The following is an 18,957-nucleotide window of genomic DNA, read 5'->3' as shown; positions in this document are numbered from 1 at the left end:
CGCCGGCGGGCAGGCCGGTGGCGGGTCAGGCGTCGATGCGCTCGCGCGCGAAGTTGCCCGACGAGTCGACGATGAACTCCTTGCGCGGGGCGACGTCGTTGCCCATCAGCAGCTCGAACACGGTCGCGGCGTTCTCGGCGTCGGACACCCGCACGCGGCGCAAGGTGCGGCCGGCGCGATCCATCGTCGTCGTGGCGAGCTGCTCGGCATCCATCTCGCCGAGGCCCTTGTAGCGCTGCACCGGCTCCTGCCAGCGCTTGCCCGACTTCGTCAGCCGCGCCAGGAGCGACTGCAGCTCCTGCTCGGAGTAGGTGTAGACCGTCTCGTTCGGCTTGGTTCCGGGATGCTGGATGACGACGCGATGTAGCGGCGGCACGGCCGCGAAGACGCGCCCGGCCTCAATGAGCGGGCGCATGTAGCGGAAGAAGAGCGTGAGCAGCAGCGTGCGGATATGGGCACCGTCGACATCGGCGTCGCTCATCAGGATGACCTTGCCGTAGCGCGCCGTGCTGAGGTCGAAGGAGCGTCCGGAGCCCGAGCCGATCACCTGGATGATGGAGGCGCACTCGGCGTTGCCGAGCATGTCGCTGATCGACGCCTTCTGGACGTTGAGGATCTTGCCGCGAATGGGCAGGAGGGCCTGGTACTCGCTGTTGCGGGCGAGCTTCGCGGTGCCGAGCGCGGAGTCGCCCTCGACGATGAACAGCTCCGAGTCGTCGACGTCGTTCGAACGGCAGTCCACGAGCTTCGCGGGCAGCGAGGAGGACTCCAGGGCGTTCTTGCGCCGCTGCGTCTCCTTGTGCGCGCGGGCCGAGATGCGGGCCTTCATCTCGGCGACGACCTTCTCCATGAGAAGAGCGGTCTGCGACTTGTCGTCGCGCTTGGGCGAGGCGAAGCGCGCGTTGAGCTCCTTCGTCACGACGTTGGCGACGATCTGGCGCACGGCGGGAGTGCCGAGCACCTCCTTGGTCTGCCCCTCGAACTGGGGCTCGGGCACGCGCACGGTGAGGACCGCGGTGAGACCCGCCAGGATGTCGTCCTTCTCGAGCTTGTCGTTGCCGACCTTCAGCCGACGGGCGTTCTGCTCGACCTGCGCGCGCAGCACCTTCATGAGCGCCGCCTCGAAGCCCTGCTGGTGCGTCCCGCCTTTAGGGGTCGCGATGATGTTCACGAACGAGCGCGTCGTGGTCTCATAGCCGGTGCCCCAGCGCACGGCCACGTCGACGACGCACTCGCGCTCGACCTCGGTGGCGACCATCGCGCCGTTGGCCTGGAGGACGGGCACCGTCTCGGTGAAGGTGCTCGACCCGGTCAGCCGCCATGTGTCGGTGATGGCGGCGTCGGGGGCGAGGAAGTCCGCGAACTCGGAGATGCCTCCGTCGAAGCGGTAGGACGTCTCGGACGGCTCGTCCGACCGCTCGTCGCGGATGACGATCTCGAGCCCCGGCACGAGGAACGCCGTCTGCCGCGCGCGCTGCTCGAGCTCCTCGACGTTGAACGTCGCATCCTTCGTGAAGATCTGACGATCGGCCCAGTACCGGATGCGCGTGCCGGTGACGCCCTTGGGCGCGCGGCCGGCGACACGCAGCTCGGAGCGGTTCTCGAAGGGCGAGAAGGCGGAGTCGGGAGCGTCGCCCGCGAAGCTGCCGGGCTCGCCGCGGTGGAACGACATCGCCCACGTCTTGCCGCCGCGGTCGACCTCGACGTCGAGGCGCTCGGAGAGCGCGTTCACGACGGAGGCGCCGACGCCGTGCAGGCCACCGGACGCGGCATAGGAGCCGCCGCCGAACTTGCCGCCGGCGTGGAGCTTCGTGAAGACGACCTCCACGCCGGAGAGACCGGTGCGCGGCTCGATGTCGACGGGGATTCCGCGCGCCCGGTCACGGACCTCGACACTGCCGTCGGCGTGCAGGACGATGTCGATGCGGGAGCCGAAGCCGCCGAGGGCCTCGTCGACGGAGTTGTCGATGATCTCCCAGAGGCAGTGCATGAGGCCGCGGGAGTCGGTCGATCCGATGTACATGCCCGGGCGCTTGCGGACGGCCTCGAGTCCTTCGAGCACCTGCAGGTGATGGGCGGAGTACTCGGAAGTCACAATCGTCAAGACTAATCCGGGGCGCCGACAGGCCCTGCCCGACACTCGGCGCGCGAGGGCCGTCGTACGCGCACAGCGAAATGTGCCGACTCACGGGCATCACCCATGGGGGCGCGTGGTTGTATTTCATGACCTGCCGGGATTCCCGACGCACCAAGAGGAGGCACACCATGAACACCATGTCGACCACCGAACCCGCCGCCGTCCTCGAGTACCGTCTCACCGCCGCGGACCGCTGCGACTCGTGCGGCGCTCAGGCCTACATCGCCGCCGAGGTCAACGGCAGTGAGCTGCTGTTCTGCGCGCACCACGGCCGCAAGTACGAAGACAAGCTGCGCAGCATCGCCACCACGTGGCACGACGAGACTGCGCGTCTCAGCGAAGCGGTCTGATCGAACAGATCACGGCGTCCGATCGCACGAAGGCCCCGGCCCTCACCCGCAGCGGTGACGACCGGGGCCTTTCGCATGCCCTGGCAGCCCAGTTCGATCAGACGGAGGTGCGCTCGACGCGCGGCGAGATGCGCGTGACGATCTCCTCGCCGATGGTGCCGATCGACTCCGCCCACTCGGTGGCGGTGGGCTCGCCGGCTTCGCCGCCGTAGAGCAAGACGGTGTCGCCCGGGGCCGCGCCGCCCCAGCCTGCGACGACGCTCTCCAGAGGCTCGACGGCGAGAAGCGGCCGGCGTCCCGCGGGTGTTCCAACGTCGGCGGCGCCGCCGAGAGCAGTCGGCAGCCCGTGGAGGAACCCCGCGTCGACGTGCACCCGTTCGCCGTCGACGGCGGTCACCGCAGCGGTCAGTGTTCCGATGGGTCGCAGCCCGAGATCGCGCGCCGACGGACCGCCGGCGGGCGCGACCCCGTAGGCGAACGCGCCGATCCGCACCAGGTCGTAGCGGAACTCCGCGCGCGCGGAGGCGGCCGAGCTCGCCGCGAGATGCGTCAGGGCGGGCGTCAGCCCCGCGTCGCGCGCCTGAGTAAGAGCGCGGTCGAAGATCGCCCGCGCGTCGTCGTCGTCCGCATCCGAGGCCTCGGCGATGTGACTCCACAGCCCGATCACCTCGATCACGCCCTGCTCCTCGAGCCGGCGGGCGCGGCGCACGACCGTCTCCCACTCCTCGGGCCGGATGCCGTTGCGTCGGAGGCCGGAGTCGATCTTCAGGTGCACGCGCGCCGTCGTCGCCGCTCGTCGTGCGGCGGCCGCGGCATCCTCCAGCAGCTCGGCGTCACCCACGCCCAGGTCGAGCTGCAGGTCGATCGCCTCGGCGACGTCGTCGGCGTCGGGCAGCATCCACATGAAGACACGAATCTCATCGCCGGCGAGGCGCCGGACGCGGCGGCCCGTGGCGACGTCGAAAGCGCCGACCCACGTCACACCCTCCTCGAGCGCGCGCGGAAGGATGCGCTCGACGCCGTGACCGTAGGCGTCGTTCTTCACGACAAGCATCAGCTCGGCCGGGGCGACGCGATCTCGCAGCACACGGAGGTTCTCGCCGAAGGCGCCGAGGTCGACGCGCAGCTGCACGGTCATCCGCTCCTCCGCTCCGCGTGCAGTCCGACGGCGGCCACGAGCTCCGCCGCGCTCAGCCCCGAGGCATCCGCCCACTCGTGCACCGACGGGTGCCCCTGGGCCGGATCGCCGAAGAACCAGACGTCCTCGCCGCGGCCGAAGGACGCCTCGCCGATCTCGACGACGCAGACGTCCATCGCGACACGGCCGAGGATGGCGCAGCGGCGCCCGTCGATCACGACGGATGCGCGCTCACCGAGGGCGCGGTAGACACCTTGGCCGTAGCCGCCGGAGACGAGCGCGATGCGCGTGTCGTGCGTCGCACGGTGCAGATAGCCGTAGGACACGCCCTCCCCCGCGCGCAGATCCTTCGTCGTGACGACCTCGCCGGAGAGCCGCATCGCCGGCACGCCGATGCCGTCGAGCCCGAACACGGCCAGCGGGTCCACGACGGGGCAGGCGGCGTCGGTCAGGGCGCTATCCGGTATCCCCGCCGCGCGCAGCTCGTCGAGCTGGTCGACGTCGGCGAGGACCTGCCGTGCCCCCGACGCGACCGCGGCCGCGGCGACCGCGACGGCTCCGTGACCCCACCCGTCGGCGCGCGCGTCGACGACTGCGCCGTCCGCGCCGCTCCGCGCGAGGTTCGCACGGAGGGCGGCGAGGCTCACCCGGGCCAGGACCGTCATCGGCGGAGGGCGTCGCCCATCACGCGCTCGTGGCGCGGACGCGATCCCTCGCGGATGCCGGTCGTGCTCACGCGCGTCTCGTACAGCCCGGGGATCCAGTTGCCCTCGATGAGCACCGGTGCCTCCGGCCCGACGGCCACGTCCCAGCCGACGTAGGGCACGGTCGGGATGCGACGGGCGGCCTGATCGACGAGCTCGAGCACCTGATCCCACAGCGGCACCTGGAACTCCACGATCGACTGACCCGATTCGGGGTGAACGAGATAGCTGCTCTTGTGCTTGCCGGTGTGGCCGGGTCCGACGGAGTGCCCGTCGTCGTCGAGCATCGTGAAGAAGCCGCCCCAGGTGAACTGGTCGCTGACGGCGCCGCGGCCGAACTTCTGCACCATCACGAGAGGGTGCACGGTCGTGCCGTCGAAGTACGTCGTGATGCGTGTGGTGTTGACGGTGCCCGCGCAGTAGGACGCCAGATACGGATGCTGGACGATGGGCTGCTCGATGAGGATCTGGCCCTTCTCGATCAGCTCCGCGCGGAACGCGTCCCAGTCGGTGACCTCCGCGGTGTCGTAGCGGAAGACGCCCTTGCCCTCGCGGCTGACCGGCACCTTGGCGATGATGACGGGGTGGCGCTCCGCGAACGCGGCCAGGGCCGCGGAATCCGTGTCGTCGAGCTGCATCCACTCGCGACCGAGGAAGTCGCCGAAGGCGCGGTTGAAGTTGATCTTGTCCTCGAGCGTCTTGGCGTCCGCGCGGTCGTTGACGGCCGTCGCGAGGTGGTGCTGGATGAGCGACGTCATGAACGTCTTGCGCTCGCTCCGGCTGAGGAGGGCGAAGTCCGCCTCGTAGTAGTCGATGTAGGCGGTGTCGCGGAACGCGGCCGACCACAGCATGTCGAGGAAGATGGGCGGCGCCCACTTGCCCTGCTCGTCGGCGATCTGGCGGGCGAAGTTCCAGACGCGGGTCGGGCGGAAGGCGGCGGCACGCTTCAGGAAGTAGCCGGCGCGCGCTTTCAGGGAGATGTCCATCGGCTGAGGCAGTCGCTTTCTGATTCGGAGATCCGGCGCCGCCGGTGACGTCCGTCGCAGCGCTTCCGAAGCCTCAATCATACGAGGCGGGCTCCGCCCGACCCGCCCAGGGACCGGCGGGGCGCTGTGTTAGCGTGGCGAGGTGTCACAGCGGTCCCTGCGCGTCCGATATCTGCTGCAGCGGGCCCGGCGCCTGAGCCTGGGCAACGTCACCGAGTTCGCCCGCCAGGTGCAGCGCGTGTCCCGTGCCCCGCTTCCAGTGATCGTCGCCGACATGCTGTGGTGCTCCGTGCGCTACGAGATGGGCTTCCGCGACTACGCGGTGTGGGACATCCGGCTGCTGAACGCGCGCGAGCGCGCGACGTGGATGACGCATCCCAAGGCGATCCGGCTGAACAACACCCTCAACGGTCCGGACTCCGCGGCGCTGCTGGGGGACAAGCCCCGGTTCTACCGCGACTTCTCCGACATGATCGGCCGCGCCTGGATCGACGCCGCGGATGCCGACGACGAGGCGGTCGCCGCCTTCCTCGCCGCCCATCCCCGCGTGCTGGTCAAGCCCGCACGCGGTGAGGGCGGACGTGGCATCGACACGTTCGACGCGGCGGACATCGCCGACGTGCCCGCCTGGCGCCGGCAGCTGATCGAGGACGGACGCACCCTCGTCGAGGAGCTCCTCCCCCAGCACGAGAGCATGAACGAGCTCTACGCGGGCAGCGTCAACACCCTCCGCATCATCACCTATTTGCGCCCCGACGGCTCCTTCCACGTCATCGCGGCCGTGCTGCGCATCGGCAACGGCGGCGTCGTCGACAACTTCGCCGGCGGCGGCATGTTCACGATGCTCGACGACGACGGCGTGGCCCGGTGGGGAGCGGTCGACAAGAACTCGAACGTGTTCGCGCAGCATCCGGTCACCGGCACGACGATCGCGGGTTTCGCGGTTCCCCGGTTCGCCGAGGCGCTCGCGATGGTCGAGGCCGCCGCGCGCCGCCTGCCGACCGTGCCGTACGTGGGCTGGGACGTCGCGATCACGCCCGACGGCCCGGCGCTGATCGAGGCCAACCACAACTCGAGCGTCTTCCAGATGAAGCCGAGCGTGTCGGGCGTCCGCACCGGTCTGCTGTCGCGCTACCGCGACGCCATCGGCTCCGGCGTGCTCGACAAGCGCCGCTGACGCACGTCGGAGCGCGTCGAGGCCGTCAGCGGCCGAAGCGAGCGCGCACGAGACGCGCCGCGGTGGCGAGCTCCGGTGTGCGGCAGGCCGCGAGGATGCCGACGTAGATCGCGCCCGCGGTCGCGCAGATCAGCGCGGTGCCCACCGCTCCGAGGAACAGGCTGCCCAGCATCCATCCCTCGCCGCCGCCTGCCCAGAGGTAGACGCCGTAGCCGGCGGTTCCCGCGGGGATCGCCGCGAGCACGAAGCGGCCGATGGCGGCGAGGGGACGCGCGAGGCCGAGGGGCCCGATCTTGCGGCGGAGCAGCCACACGGCGATGAGGAGCTCCACGATGCCGCACAGGGTCTGGACCGACGCCACCGTGACGGTGAGGTAGGGCCGGGGCACCAGCATCGCGACGAGGGTGAGCGAGACCACCAGGACGCCCAGGATCAGCGTGAAGAAGAACGGTGTGCGAGTGTCGCCGTACGCGTAGAAGGTCCGTTGGATGATGAAGAGGATCGCCATCGGGAGCAGGGCGACCAGGAACGCCATGAGAACGGGAGCTGCCAGCAGCGCCGCGTCGGATGTCTGGGTGAAGATGCGCGACGCGGGCGCGGCGGCGGCCGCCAGCCCGACCGCGGCGATGACCACGAACAGCCCGAGGGTGCGGATGGAGGCGCCGATGTCGGCCAGCACCTCCGGGCGCCGGTCGGCCGCGGCGTGCTCGCTGATGCGGGTGAAGTACGGCGTCCCGATGGACAGCACGATCAGCGCGTAGGGCACCATGTAGACGAGCCAGGCGTTGCCCCAGATCGCGGCCGATGCGTTGTCTCCGGATGCCGCGCTCATCACGTTGGACTGGACGACACCGGCCACCAGGGTGACCATGACCATGCCGAACGTCCACGTCGCGAGGCCGCCCATGCTGCCGAAGCCGACGCCGCGCCAGCGGAAGTCGGGACGCAGCGGGATGCCGGAGCGACGCCAGAAGACGGTGAGCACCACCACCTGCGCGATGATGCCGAGCGTGGCGGTGCCGCCCACGAGCGCGATCGCCTGCGGGGTCCATCCGTCCAGACCGTCGCGGGTGCCGAAGGCGGCGATGAACAGGCCGAAGCCCGCGATCGAGACGGCGTTGTTCACGACCGGCGCCCACGCGTAGGGGGCGAAGATCCGCCGGGCGTTGAGGCTCTCGCCGATGAGCGCGAACATGCCGTAGAAGAAGATCTGCGGCAGGCACCAGTAGGCGAACGTCGTCGTGAGCGCCTGGGCCTGCGGGCTGAGCTGACCGGCGACGACGGAGACCAGCCACGGCGCGAGCAGCATCGCGAGGGCTGTCGCTGCGAGCAGGATCACCGCGCCGGCCGTCATCAGCTTGGGCAGGAAGATGCGGCCGCCGTCGGACTGCGCGCTCACCGCGACCACGCGGGGCACGATGACACCCGTGAGCAGTCCGGTCGAGATCAGCGTCAGGACGGTGTTGGGCAGCTGGTTCGCGTAGTAGAACGAGTCACCGGCCGCGAAGGTGCCGATCGCGGCCACGAGCACGATGGTGCGGACGAGTCCGGTCATGCGCGACACGAGCGTGCCGGCCGCGATGAGGCTGCTCGCCCGCGCCAGGTTCATCGAGGGACGCCGATCAGGCGGGGCGCACGACGCCGAGCGGCGTGGACTCGTGGCCCTGACCGAGCGGGTTGTCCTTGAGGATCGCGAGCAGGCGCCGCTCCCCCGCCTTGTCGAGCGTCGAGCCCAGGATGTTGCCGCCCAGGTCGTTGATGTCGACGACCGCGACCTCCGCGACGCCGCCGAGCAGCGTCTTGACGCGCTGCGCGACCTCGCGCGGACGCTCGGGGCCGAGCACGACCGCCTTGTTGTACGGCGGGATCGTGCCCTTCGTCGGACCGTCGATCGCCCGGGCCTTGTCGCCCGCGATGCGGTAGAAGTCGCCCTTCCGCCCCAGCGCCTTCGTCACGGCCGAGACGGCCGCCGCGAACAGGATGCGGGGGGTCCCGCACTCGCGCAGCGCCATCTCCATCGTCTCGGGCATGCCGAGGCCGATGCCGTAGGGGGTGCGGGTGACGTACTTCGACAAGAACAGGGCGAGGCGGCGCGGGTGGATGTCCTCGACGAGGTACGAGCGGCCCTGTGTGATGGCGACGATCTTCTCGGTCACGAAGAGCAGATCGCCGGGCTGCACGACCGGTCCGGCGTACTCCAGCAGGAACGCGTCCAGATCGTCGCCCGGGAGGACGACGCGGGTGCGGATCGGGACGCGGGCGACCTTCTCACCCGCGACCTCCACCGAGAGGGCCTTGCCCTGATTGGCCTCGCCGCTCACTCGAGGTAGTCCCGCAACGACTGCGAGCGCGACGGGTGCCGCAGCTTCGCCATCGTCTTGGACTCGATCTGCCGGATGCGCTCGCGCGTCACGCCGAACGTGTCGCCGATCTGGTCGAGGGTCTTCGGCTGGCCGTCGCCGAGGCCGAAGCGCATGCGGATCACGCCCGCCTCGCGCTCGGACAGGGAGTCCAGCAGCGACTCGAGCTGACGCTGGAGCATCGTGAAGCCCACCGCATCGGCCGGGACGACCGCCTCGGTGTCCTCGATCAGGTCGCCGAACTCGCTGTCGCCGTCCTCACCGAGGGGCGTGTGCAGCGAGATGGGCTCGCGGCCGTACTTCTGCACCTCGATGACCTTCTCCGGGGTCATGTCCAGCTCGCGGCTGAGCTCCTCGGGCGTGGGCTCGCGGCCCAGGTCCTGGAGCATCTGGCGCTGCACGCGGGCGAGCTTGTTGATGACCTCGACCATGTGCACGGGGATGCGGATGGTGCGGGCCTGGTCTGCCATGGCGCGGGTGATCGCCTGGCGGATCCACCACGTCGCGTACGTCGAGAACTTGAAGCCCTTGGTGTAGTCGAACTTCTCGACGGCACGGATGAGACCGAGGTTGCCCTCCTGGATCAGATCCAGGAACTGCATGCCGCGGCCGGTGTAGCGCTTGGCGAGCGAGACGACCAGACGGAGGTTCGCTCCGAGCAGGTGCGACTTAGCGCGCTGGCCGTCGCGGGCGACCCACTGGAGGTCGAGGCCGGTCTGGCTCGACTTCTCCGCGGCCGTCATGTGCGACAGCTTCTCCTCGGCGAACAGGCCCGCCTCGATGCGCATCGCGAGCTCGACCTCTTCGGCCGCGTTCAGGAGCGGCACCTTGCCGATCTGCTTCAGGTAGTCCTTGACGGGGTCGGCCGTCGCGCCGGTGATCATCGTCGAGTAGACGGGGACCTCGTCGTCGTCGCCGGACGAGATGACGATCGCACCCGTGGGGAGCGGCTCGGTGAACGCCGGCTTGGCCTCCTCGTCTTCGTCCTCGGACGCCTCGGAATCGGATGCCGCGGCCTCCGGCGCGTCGGTCGTGGCGGCCTTCTTCCGGCCCTTGGTCGCGGCGGCGGGCGCCTCGTCGACCGAGTCGTCGCCGTCCTCGAGGTCGGTGTCGTCGAGGTCCTCGACGTCGACCTCGTCGTCCTCGCCGGGCTCGTCGTCCTCGGCCGGGGCCTTGCCCTTGGCGGGCGCCTTCGCGGCGGTGGTCTTCTTGGCTGCGGGCTTGGCGGCGGCCTTCTTGGCGGGAGCCTTCTTGGCGGCCGCGGACGTCTTCGTCGCGGCGGCGACCTCTTCGGTGGGGACCTCGGTGTCGACGTCTTCGGTGGTGCGTGTGCGGGTGGTGGTCTTCGTGCCTGCGGTCACGATTCGCCTTTCACCGGCGGACGGGCGTCAGCGCGTCCCCCGGTCGTCTTCGGACACTAGTAAGACCCTTGTCAAGTCCCGCGGCGCCGAGATGAGTCGGGTCAACGGTTGACAATGGGTCAGTTCTTCCAGTATCGCACAGGACCGGAGAGCCTTTGCACTCCGATCCGTGCGTCATACAGATGCAACGCCGGCGCTGTGCCCGGCATTCCGCGCGTCAGGGCCGCTTGTCGTCCTCGCCGCTGGGCCGACTGGCGAGGAAGCGCTCCAGCTCGGCCGCGAGCTCGTCGGCGCTCGGGAGATCGCCCGTGTGGATGATCGGCGTCGCGAGGGTCGACCCGGCCATGTAGGAGTCGTAGCGCTCCTCGAGGCCTTCGAGCATGCGCTTGAGCTCGTCGTTTCCGCCGACCTGCTCATCGACCTTGGCGATGTACTCGCGGTTCTCCTCGCGCAGGCCGTCGCCCGCGAAGATGAGCCCGGTCGCCACGGTGAGGCTGTCGAGCGCCGCGAGCGTCGCGGCCGGGTATTCGGTGTCGCCCAGGTAGTGCGGCACGAGCAGCACGAAGCCTGCGACACGGGCACCGGCCTCGGCGAAGCGGTACTCCAGCAGATGGCCGATGGTCGACGGCACCTGGGTGTGCGGCTGCCACACGGAGTGCGCCTCGGTGAGCTCCGATCGCGTGCCGCTGACGGTCGTGCCGATCGGACGGGTGTGGGGCACCGGCATGGGGATGGCGTGCACCCAGGTGACCGAGGAAATCCGCAGCTCGTCGGCGAGGTCGAGCACCGTGCGCGCGAACGCCTCCCACGCGAAGTCGGGCTCGTAGCCGGCCAGCAGGACGAACGGCTGCCCCACGGCGTCGTGGACGAGCGAAAGCTCGAGGCGCGGGGGCCGGAAGTCGGTCAGGTGGTCCTGCTCGAACGACACGATGGGGCGACGCGCGCGGTAGTCCAGCAGCACGTCGTTGGAGAAGCTGACCAGCAGCGACGGCTCGAGGTCGTCGCGGAAGTAGTCGACGAGTCCGGAGACCGCTCCCCCAGCATCCGTGAATCCCGTGAGGGAGATCACGAGGGGCAGCCCGGCGGGCACGGGCGGCGCCGAGACGGCGCGATCGAACAGGGGTGCGGGCCAGGGCATGACTCCACTCTACGAGCCGGTCCCGACGGCCCGGCGCGGCTCCGTCCCGCTCAGAGCGAACAGCCTCCGTAGGATGGAGGACATGTCGTTTCCCGAGCTCTCCCGCTCCACTGCACCTCTCCGGGAGGCGGACGCAGACGCCCTCCTCCTGGCCCTCCCCCCTCTCGATCGCGACGGCTCCCCCTCCCTCGAGGAGTGGCCGGGGCTGCGCGAGAGCCTTCTCGCCACGGGCTTCACCGGGGCGCCGAACGCCTATCAGCGCGTGCACGTCCCCGAGGTGACGTCCCGTCCGGTGGCCGTCGTCGGCACGGGCGCGGATCCGGATGCTGCAGCCCTGCGCGAAGCGGGCGGCACCGGTCTTCGCCTCCTCACCGGCTTCGAGACGGTCGCCGTCGCGGCGCCCTTCGCCGATCCCGCCCACTGGAGCGCACTCGCCGAAGGTGCGCTGCTGGGCGGATACCGGTTCGACGGCTACAAGACCGGCGACCCCAAGCGGCGCGCCGCGCGCGTGGTCGTCCACGCTCCCGCCGACGAGTCGCGTGACGCCGTGGACGCCATCACCGCCGTGGCGAGCGCCGTCGCCCTGACCAAGGACCTCGTCTCCATCCCCGCCGAGTGGCTCGGACCCGCCGACCTGGCCGAGAAGGCCATCGAGTCCGTCGCGGGTCTGCCCGTCACCGTCGACGTCTGGGACGAGGAGGCTCTCGCGAAGGAGGGCTTCGGCGGCATCCTCGGCGTCGGCCAGGGGTCGGACCGCCCACCGCGCCTCGTGCGGCTCGACTACGCGCCGGACGGCGCGACCCGTCACGTGGCCCTCGTGGGCAAGGGCATCACCTTCGACACGGGCGGTCTCTCGCTGAAGCCCGCCGCGAGCATGGTCGGCATGAAGTACGACATGTGCGGAGCCGCCACGGTCCTGTCGGTCGTGCGGGCCGCAGCATCCCTCGCCCTTCCCGTCCGCGTGACCGCGTGGATGTGCATCGCCGACAACATGCCCTCGGGCCGCGCCACACGTCCGGGCGACGTGCTGCGGATGCTCGACGGCACCACGGTCGAGGTGCTGAACACCGACGCGGAGGGCCGGCTCGTGCTGGCCGACGGACTGGTCGCCGCCAGCCGCGAGCACCCCGACCTGATCGTCGACGTCGCCACCCTCACCGGCGCGATCACCGTCGCGCTGGGCACGCGCACCGCCGGAGTGATGGGCGAGGACGACGCGGTCGCCCGATACCTGGATGCCGCGGCCACCACAGGCGAGATGGCCTGGCAGCTGCCGCTCCCGGCCCACATGGTCGAGGACCTCGACTCGCCCATCGCCGACCTGCAGAACGCCAAGATCGGCGATCCGGCCGGCGGCTCGCTGTTCGCCGGGCTCTTTCTGCGCCACTTCGTCGGGCGCGTGTCCGAGGAGGCCGACGCCCCGCGCATCCCGTGGGTGCACCTGGACATCGCCGGCGTCGGCATGAACAAGGGCGGCGCCTACGGCTACGTCGACAAGGGACCGACGGGCGCCACGGTGCGCTCCCTGATCCGCCTGCTCGGCGAGGAGGCGGCCCGGTGACCGATCACCGCTTCGACGTCGTCATCCTCGGCGGCGGAAGCGGCGGGTATGCCGCGGCCCTGCGCGCGGCGGAGCTCGGCAAGTCGGTCGCCGTCATCGAGAAGGACAAGCTGGGCGGCACCTGCCTGCACCGCGGCTGCATCCCGACCAAAGCGCTCCTGCACGCGGCCGAGGTCGCCGACGCCGCGCGCGACGCCGCGTCCATCGGCGTGCGCGCGAGCCTCGACGGCATCGACCCGGAGGGTGTCCGCGCGTACCGCGAGGGCATCGTCGCGAAGAAGTTCAAAGGTCTCGAGGGTTTGATCAAGGCGCGCGGCATCACCGTGGTGCCCGGCTCCGGCACGCTCGAGGCCGGCCCCGCGGTGCGCGTCGGAGCGGACCTCTACGCCGGCACCGACGTCATCCTCGCCACCGGCTCGTACAGCCGCTCCCTGCCGGGACTCGAGGTGGGCGGTCGCATCCTCACGAGCGAAGGCGCGCTGGGCCTGCCCGAGATCCCGCGCCGCGTGATCATCCTCGGCGGCGGCGTCATCGGCGTGGAGTTCGCCAGCGTGTGGAAGTCCTTCGGCGCCGAGGTGACCATCATCGAGGCGCTCGATCACCTCGTGCCCGCGGAGGACGTCTCCTCCAGCAAGGCGCTCGAGCGCGCGTTCCGCAAGCGCGGCATCGCATCGTCGCTCGGTGTGCGCTTCGCCTCGGCGGAGCAGACGGCCGACACCGTGACCGTGACGCTGGAGAACGGCAGCACCTTCGAGGCGGAGTATCTGCTTGTCGCGGTGGGCCGCGGGCCGGTCACGGCCGGTCTCGGCTACGAGGAGGCGGGCGTCACCCTCGAGCGGGGCTTCGTCGTCACGGACGAGCGGCTGCGCACGGCGGTGCCGCACGTGTGGGCCGTCGGCGACATCGTCCCCGGTCTGCAGCTCGCGCACCGCGGCTTCCAGCAGGGGATCTTCGTCGCGGAGGAGATCGCCGGACTCAACCCCGTCGTCGTCCCCGACCTGCAGGTGCCCAAGGTGACCTACAGCAACCCCGAGGTCGCCTCCGTCGGCTGGACCGAGGCGCAGGCGATCGCCGCCCGCGGCGCGGACGCGGTGGTGAGCTACGAGTACAACCTGGCGGGCAACGGCCGCAGCGAGATCATCGGCACCTCCGGAATCGTGAAGGTCGTGCGGGAGAAGGACGGCCCCGTGCTGGGGATGCATCTCGTCGGCGCCCGCGTCGGAGAGCTCATCACCGAGGGGCAGCTCGCCGTCGCCTGGGAGGCGCACCCGGAGGACATCGCGCCGTTCATCCACGCGCACCCCACGCAGAGCGAAGCCCTCGGCGAGGCGTTCCTCGCTCTCGCGGGCAAGCCCCTTCACGCACTCTGACCCGTGGCGTCCCGCCCACGAGGCGCGCGTCACTAAGCTGGACAAGACATCGGCATTATGAAGGAGACATCGTCATGAGCACTTCTGTGGTCCTCCCCGCGCTCGGCGAGAGCGTCACCGAGGGAACGGTCACCCGCTGGCTCAAGAAGGTCGGCGACACCGTCCAGGAGGACGAAGGGCTGCTCGAGATCTCGACCGACAAGGTCGACACCGAGATCCCCTCGCCCGTCAGCGGCGTGATCGAGCAGATCATGGTCGAGGAGGACGAGACCGTCGAGGTCGGCGCCGTCCTGGCGATGATCGGCGACGGCTCCGGTTCGTCCGGCGACGCGCCGGCGGCCGACTCCGCCGACGCACCCGCAGAGGAGGCTCCCGCCGAGGAGGCGCCGGCTCCCGCCGAGCAGGCTCCCGAGGCCGCTGCCCCTGCCGAGCAGGCACCTGCAGCCGCTCCGGCTTCGGACTCCGGCTCTTCCGCCGGCACGGATGTCACGCTCCCCGAGCTCGGCGAGAGCGTGACCGAGGGCACCGTCACCCGCTGGCTCAAGCAGGTCGGCGACACCATCGAGGTCGACGAGCCGCTCCTGGAGATCTCGACCGACAAGGTCGACACCGAGATCCCCTCCCCCGTCGCCGGCACGCTGCAGGCGATCCTGGTGAACGAGGACGAGACCGTCGAGGTCGGCGCCGTCCTGGCCCGCATCGGCGACGGGGCGGCCACCGCTCCCGCCGAGGCGGCTCCCGAGGCTCCGTCGACCGAGCAGCCCGCCGCCGCGGAGCAGCCCGCCGCTCCGGCTTCCGCGCCGCAGGCCGACCCGGCGTCCGCCGCGGCTCCGGCACCGGCCGCTGCGCCCGCCCCGGCACCGGCCCCTGCGCCCGCGCCGGCACCGGCCGCTGCGCCCGCCGCGGCCCCGGTACCGCAGGCGGCGCCCGCCGCTGCACCGGCGCCCGCCGCAGCCTCCTCGTCCGACGACGACGCCGTCACGTACGTCACCCCGCTGGTGCGTCGCCTGGCCCAGCAGCAGGGCGTCGACCTCGCGTCGATCACCGGCACGGGCGTGGGTGGGCGCATCCGCAAGGAGGACGTCCTCAAGGCCGCCGAGGCGGCCTCCGCCGCAGCATCCGCTCCGGCCGCAGCCCCCGAGGCTGCCGCTCCCGCGCCTGCCGCCCTCGAGGTCTCGCCGCTCCGCGGCACGACGCAGCCGATGTCGCGCCTGCGCAAGGTGCTCGCCGAGCGCGCGGTCGCCTCGATGCAGTCGACGGCCCAGCTGACGACGGTGATCGAGGTGGACGTCACGAAGCTGGCGAACTACCGCGACAAGACGAAGGGCGACTTCCAGGCGAAGACGGGCGACAAGCTCTCCTTCCTGCCGTTCTTCGCCCTCGCCGCCGCGGAGGCGCTGCAGGCGTACCCGATCATCAACGCGACGGTCGACGGCACGGACATCGTGTACCCGCCGAAGGAGAACCTCTCCATCGCGGTCGACACCGAGCGCGGACTGCTCACGCCGGTCCTGCGCGAGGCGGCCTCGAAGTCGATCGCGCAGATCGCCCATGAGATCGCCGATCTCGCCGCCCGCACGCGCGACAACAAGCTGAAGCCCGACGAGCTCGCCGGCGGCACCTTCACGCTGACCAACACCGGTTCGCGCGGTGCGCTCTTCGACACGCCCGTCGTGTTCCTGCCCCAGTCGGCGATCCTCGGCACCGGCGTCGTGGTGAAGCGTCCGGGCATCGTGACGGTCGACGGCAAGGACGCGATCTCGGTGCGCTCCGTGGTGTACCTGGCGCTGTCCTACGACCACCGCATCATCGACGGTGCGGACGCCGCGCGCTTCCTCGGCGCGGTGAAGGCCCGTCTCGAGGCCGCGCAGTTCGAGAGCCAGCTCGGAATCTGACTTCCGGCAACGGAATCACCCGCCCTGCTCCGCGACGTCATGGATGTCGCGGAGCAGGGCTTTTCCATGGGCGAGCACCAGCACGACGAGCTGTGAGGACGCGCCGGCCTCGGTCGCGTCCACTCGCACCACCGCGGCGCCGCCGTACTCGTCCAGGAGCGTGAGGGACCGCTGGTCGCCCGGCAGGTCGGCGGCTCCCGCGGGGAAGACCCGCGCGGGATCCTCGGCGACCGTCGCCAGACACCCCGCCTCGCCCACACAGGCGGCGCGCGCCGCGAGCAGCGCGTCGGCGGCGTCCACCCATCCTCCGCGCGTGTCCTCGGACGTCGCTGTGTCCGCGTCCGGGGCCGGGGCGTCCTGGTCGGGCCCCGGCGCAGGCGAGGGACCGGGCGACGGGGTCGGGTCCGGAGCATCCGCCACGGTCCCCGTGCTGTCGCCTCCAACCCCCTCTGCGGCGCTCCCGTCGGCGGCATCAGGAGCGGCCGTCACTCCTCCGGCCGCCTCGCCGCCCGCCGGCTCGGCCCCGCCCTCCGGCCACAGGACCCCGACGCCCACGACCAGCACCGCGATGCCGGCCGCCAGCACCCAGGGGGCTCGCCTGCTCCGGGTCGGACGCCGCAGTCGTCGCCACACCGATGTGACGGCCTGCGACGCAGCATCCGCGATGTCGCCGTCCACGTGCGCGGCGATGAGGTCGGCCCACCGAGCCCGGCGCTCCGGCTCGGCGGCCTCGGGGACGTCCGGCACGCGTGCCGTGCGTGCCCGCTGCGGCGTCAGCATCGTGATCGCGAGCGGCGCCGGCTCGCCGGCGGAGAAGAGCGACGCCTCCAGCCGATCGGCGTCACGGACCAGCACGCGCGGGTCGTCGAGCGCTTCGCCGACGTCTTCGATCGCATGACGCAGCGCGCCGCTCGCGTGTTCCGCGAGCTCAGCGAGCAGATCCGCCGTCGAGGTGCCTGCCTCCCGCACGCCGGTCGCGAGAACCGGTCGTCCGGCATCCGTCAGCCACCACGTGCCGGGCGGCCCGGGGAGCCCCGAGGCCGCGCAGGCCGCCGCGCCGCGCAGCAGGCTCACCGCGAACGTGAGGCACTCCCCCTCCGACAGGGGTGCGTCTGCTCCACGCCGCCGGTCGAGGAACGCGTCAGCACGCTCGACGCAGTGCGGAAGGGCGACGTCGTGCCCATCGGCTCGACGGACGACGTCGCAGGGCGACAGCAGATGGCTCGAGGTTGCGGCATCCCATCCTGCCCATTCCTCACCGAGCACATCCGCGTCGACGAGCACATGAGCCTCGCCCTCCGGCGTGCGCACGAGCAGGCCGGCCCATGGCGACTCCGGCGGCGCCACGGCCCGCATGACGCGATAGCCGCGGAGGAGACGCGAGGGCGGCGGGATGAGGTCGGTCGTCACCCTCCGATCGTCGTGTCCGGGCCGCCGCGCCGACGCCCGAGGATGGCGATCGGCGGGATCGCCCGGCTCTTCCCCCTGCTGGGGAGGAGGAGCGGAAGTCGAGGAGCGCGGAACGGTATCCTGGACCCATGGCAGCCCGCACCGCCGCGCCCGAGAAGCGCCCCGGATTCTTCTCCCAGCTCCGCACCCTCTTCCGCTTCACCAGGGAGGCCTACCCGTGGCTGCCCTACGTGCTGGCGGGCATCCTCCTCGTGGGCATCGGGCTCGGCGTCCTCATCGGGTTCCTCCTGCCGCCGGTCGCGGTCTGGAGCGTCATCCTGTGGGGTGTCACGGGTCTCATGCTCGGCATCCTCGCGGCCCTGATGACGATGACCAGGCTCTCGAGCACGGCGATGTACAAGAAGATCGACGGGATGCCGGGCGCAGCCGGCCACGTGCTGTCGACGTCGCTCGGACGCAAGTGGCAGTCCGGTGACATGCCCGTCGGCATCAACCCGAAGACGCAGGAGGCCGTCTACCGGGCCATCGGCCGCGGCGGCGTCGTCATCGTCGGCGAGGGCGCGCGCGGACGGCTCACGCGACTCGTCAACGAGGAGCGCTCCAAGGTGCAGCGCGTCGCGCAGGGCGTTCCCGTGACCGTCCTCTACGTCGGCCACGGCGACGACGAGGTGCCCATCGGCAAGCTGCCCTCGACGATCAAGGCGCTTCCGAACGCCATCGACCGCGGCACGATGGCCGCCGTCATCAAGCGCGTCGAGTCGGTCTCGCAGTCGCTGGCATCGCTGCCGATCCCCAAGGGGATCGACCCGACCCGCGCACGCGCTCCGCGTCCGCGGTAGGGCTCAGGCGCGCACCAGGACGGTCCCGACGGCCTTGTCGTGCAGGCCGCGACGGTCGGCGTCCCAGATGACGGCCGGGATGACGATCGCGAGCAGCAGCGAGCGCACGATGGGCCGCCACAGGCCGATCCACTCGCGGTCGACGCGCATGAGCCGCAGTCCGAAGATGCGGTGGCCGGGGCTCCCGCCGATGGTCGGAATGAAGATCGCCTGCAGGACGATGAACACCGCCATGGGCGCGAACGTCGTCAGGCCCGACTCGTCGGGCAGAGCGAACGAGCGATAGCCGAGGAAGGCGGTGGCGATGACCGTCGCCGAGACCCAGTCCACTGCCAGCGCGCCGATGCGCCGCCCGAGGTGGGCGATGCTCCCCGAGCCGGTCGGCGGGAGTCCGAGGCGCTCGCCTGGATACGATGAATCTGCAAGCGTTTCGGACACACTCCCAGCGTAACGGGCGACGCGTAACACGCTCGAAACATGGGGGATACTGCCGGGACACGCCCTCTCGATAGCGTCGAGCACGTCCGCACA

General features: G+C 71.0%; 16 protein-coding genes. 6 read left to right on the top strand and 10 right to left on the bottom strand.

The window, feature by feature from the left end; all coding sequences use genetic code 11:
- Positions 1-25: 25 nt before the first annotated feature.
- Positions 26-2,098 (bottom strand): DNA gyrase/topoisomerase IV subunit B, encoded by a 2,073-nt coding sequence (locus tag ABC304_RS13650; RefSeq protein WP_412932947.1) that lies wholly within the window; start codon positions 2,096-2,098, stop codon positions 26-28.
- A gap of 167 nt (positions 2,099-2,265) precedes the next feature.
- Between ABC304_RS13650 and ABC304_RS13645 the strand changes: the two genes are divergently transcribed.
- Positions 2,266-2,487 carry a DUF7455 domain-containing protein gene (locus tag ABC304_RS13645; protein ID WP_412931411.1) on the top strand — a complete coding sequence of 74 codons (222 nt, stop codon included), beginning with the start codon at positions 2,266-2,268 and terminating at the stop codon, positions 2,485-2,487.
- 97 nt (positions 2,488-2,584) lie between these two features.
- On the opposite strand, the gene ABC304_RS13640 is transcribed toward ABC304_RS13645, so the two are convergent.
- The 3 genes from ABC304_RS13640 to ABC304_RS13630 are packed head-to-tail and all read right to left on the bottom strand — an operon-like array spanning position 2,585 to position 5,315.
- A complete protein-coding gene (locus ABC304_RS13640; protein WP_412931410.1) occupies positions 2,585-3,625 on the bottom strand; it encodes an alanine racemase in 1,041 nt (346 codons plus the stop codon).
- A complete protein-coding gene (locus tag ABC304_RS13635) occupies positions 3,622-4,290 on the bottom strand; it encodes an alanine racemase C-terminal domain-containing protein (protein ID WP_412931409.1) in 669 nt (222 codons plus the stop codon). The genes ABC304_RS13640 and ABC304_RS13635 overlap by 4 nt, the downstream gene beginning before the upstream one ends.
- On the bottom strand, positions 4,287-5,315 hold the full coding sequence (locus ABC304_RS13630; RefSeq protein ID WP_412931408.1) for a sugar-transfer associated ATP-grasp domain-containing protein: 1,029 nt from the start codon (positions 5,313-5,315) through the stop codon (positions 4,287-4,289). Before ABC304_RS13630 ends, ABC304_RS13635 begins: the two co-directional genes overlap by 4 nt.
- Before the next feature lie 142 nt (positions 5,316-5,457).
- Between ABC304_RS13630 and ABC304_RS13625 the strand changes: the two genes are divergently transcribed.
- Positions 5,458-6,492 carry a sugar-transfer associated ATP-grasp domain-containing protein gene (locus ABC304_RS13625; protein WP_412931407.1) on the top strand — a complete coding sequence of 345 codons (1,035 nt, stop codon included), beginning with the start codon at positions 5,458-5,460 and terminating at the stop codon, positions 6,490-6,492.
- A 25-nt stretch (positions 6,493-6,517) separates the two neighbouring features.
- Here the strand turns inward: ABC304_RS13625 and murJ are convergent, their stop codons facing one another.
- The 4 genes from murJ to ABC304_RS13605 form a co-directional block, all read right to left on the bottom strand.
- Positions 6,518-8,101, bottom strand: a complete 1,584-nt coding sequence (gene murJ, locus ABC304_RS13620) for a murein biosynthesis integral membrane protein MurJ (RefSeq protein WP_412931406.1) — start codon at positions 8,099-8,101, stop codon at positions 6,518-6,520.
- Between the two features lie 13 nt (positions 8,102-8,114).
- Positions 8,115-8,813, bottom strand: coding sequence for a coenzyme F420-0:L-glutamate ligase (locus ABC304_RS13615; RefSeq protein ID WP_412931405.1), 699 nt, complete (start codon positions 8,811-8,813; stop codon positions 8,115-8,117).
- Positions 8,810-10,213 carry an RNA polymerase sigma factor gene (locus ABC304_RS13610; protein ID WP_412931403.1) on the bottom strand — a complete coding sequence of 468 codons (1,404 nt, stop codon included), beginning with the start codon at positions 10,211-10,213 and terminating at the stop codon, positions 8,810-8,812. Before ABC304_RS13610 ends, ABC304_RS13615 begins: the two co-directional genes overlap by 4 nt.
- 217 nt (positions 10,214-10,430) lie before the next feature.
- On the bottom strand, positions 10,431-11,351 hold the full coding sequence (locus ABC304_RS13605) for a proteasome assembly chaperone family protein (RefSeq protein WP_412931402.1): 921 nt from the start codon (positions 11,349-11,351) through the stop codon (positions 10,431-10,433).
- An 82-nt stretch (positions 11,352-11,433) separates the two neighbouring features.
- On the opposite strand from ABC304_RS13605, the gene ABC304_RS13600 reads away from it, so the two are divergent.
- The 3 genes from ABC304_RS13600 to sucB all read left to right on the top strand — a co-directional run bounded on the left by ABC304_RS13600 (position 11,434) and on the right by sucB (position 16,177).
- Positions 11,434-12,912 (top strand): leucyl aminopeptidase, encoded by a 1,479-nt coding sequence (locus ABC304_RS13600; protein WP_412931401.1) that lies wholly within the window; start codon positions 11,434-11,436, stop codon positions 12,910-12,912.
- On the top strand, positions 12,909-14,282 hold the full coding sequence (gene lpdA / locus ABC304_RS13595; RefSeq protein ID WP_412931400.1) for a dihydrolipoyl dehydrogenase: 1,374 nt from the start codon (positions 12,909-12,911) through the stop codon (positions 14,280-14,282). Before ABC304_RS13600 ends, lpdA begins: the two co-directional genes overlap by 4 nt.
- A 74-nt stretch (positions 14,283-14,356) precedes the next feature.
- On the top strand, positions 14,357-16,177 hold the full coding sequence (gene sucB, locus ABC304_RS13590; RefSeq protein WP_412931399.1) for a 2-oxoglutarate dehydrogenase, E2 component, dihydrolipoamide succinyltransferase: 1,821 nt from the start codon (positions 14,357-14,359) through the stop codon (positions 16,175-16,177).
- 15 nt (positions 16,178-16,192) lie between these two features.
- On the opposite strand, the gene ABC304_RS13585 is transcribed toward sucB, so the two are convergent.
- Positions 16,193-17,587 carry a hypothetical protein gene (locus tag ABC304_RS13585; protein ID WP_412931397.1) on the bottom strand — a complete coding sequence of 465 codons (1,395 nt, stop codon included), beginning with the start codon at positions 17,585-17,587 and terminating at the stop codon, positions 16,193-16,195.
- A 128-nt stretch (positions 17,588-17,715) separates the two neighbouring features.
- Between ABC304_RS13585 and ABC304_RS13580 the strand changes: the two genes are divergently transcribed.
- Entirely contained in the window at positions 17,716-18,426 is a 711-nt protein-coding gene (locus ABC304_RS13580; RefSeq protein WP_412931396.1) for a DUF4191 domain-containing protein, read from the top strand.
- Positions 18,427-18,429: 3 nt separating this feature from the next.
- Here the strand turns inward: ABC304_RS13580 and ABC304_RS13575 are convergent, their stop codons facing one another.
- Positions 18,430-18,864: an RDD family protein gene (locus tag ABC304_RS13575; protein ID WP_412931395.1), complete on the bottom strand. Its 435-nt coding sequence runs from the start codon at positions 18,862-18,864 to the stop codon at positions 18,430-18,432.
- Positions 18,865-18,957 lie beyond the last annotated feature (93 nt).

Origin of the sequence: Microbacterium jepli, from assembly GCF_047237905.1 — a bacterium.
Classification (GTDB): domain Bacteria; phylum Actinomycetota; class Actinomycetes; order Actinomycetales; family Microbacteriaceae; genus Microbacterium.
Note: the sequence above shows the minus strand (reverse complement) of the source record. Positions and strands in the feature narration are given on the sequence as shown.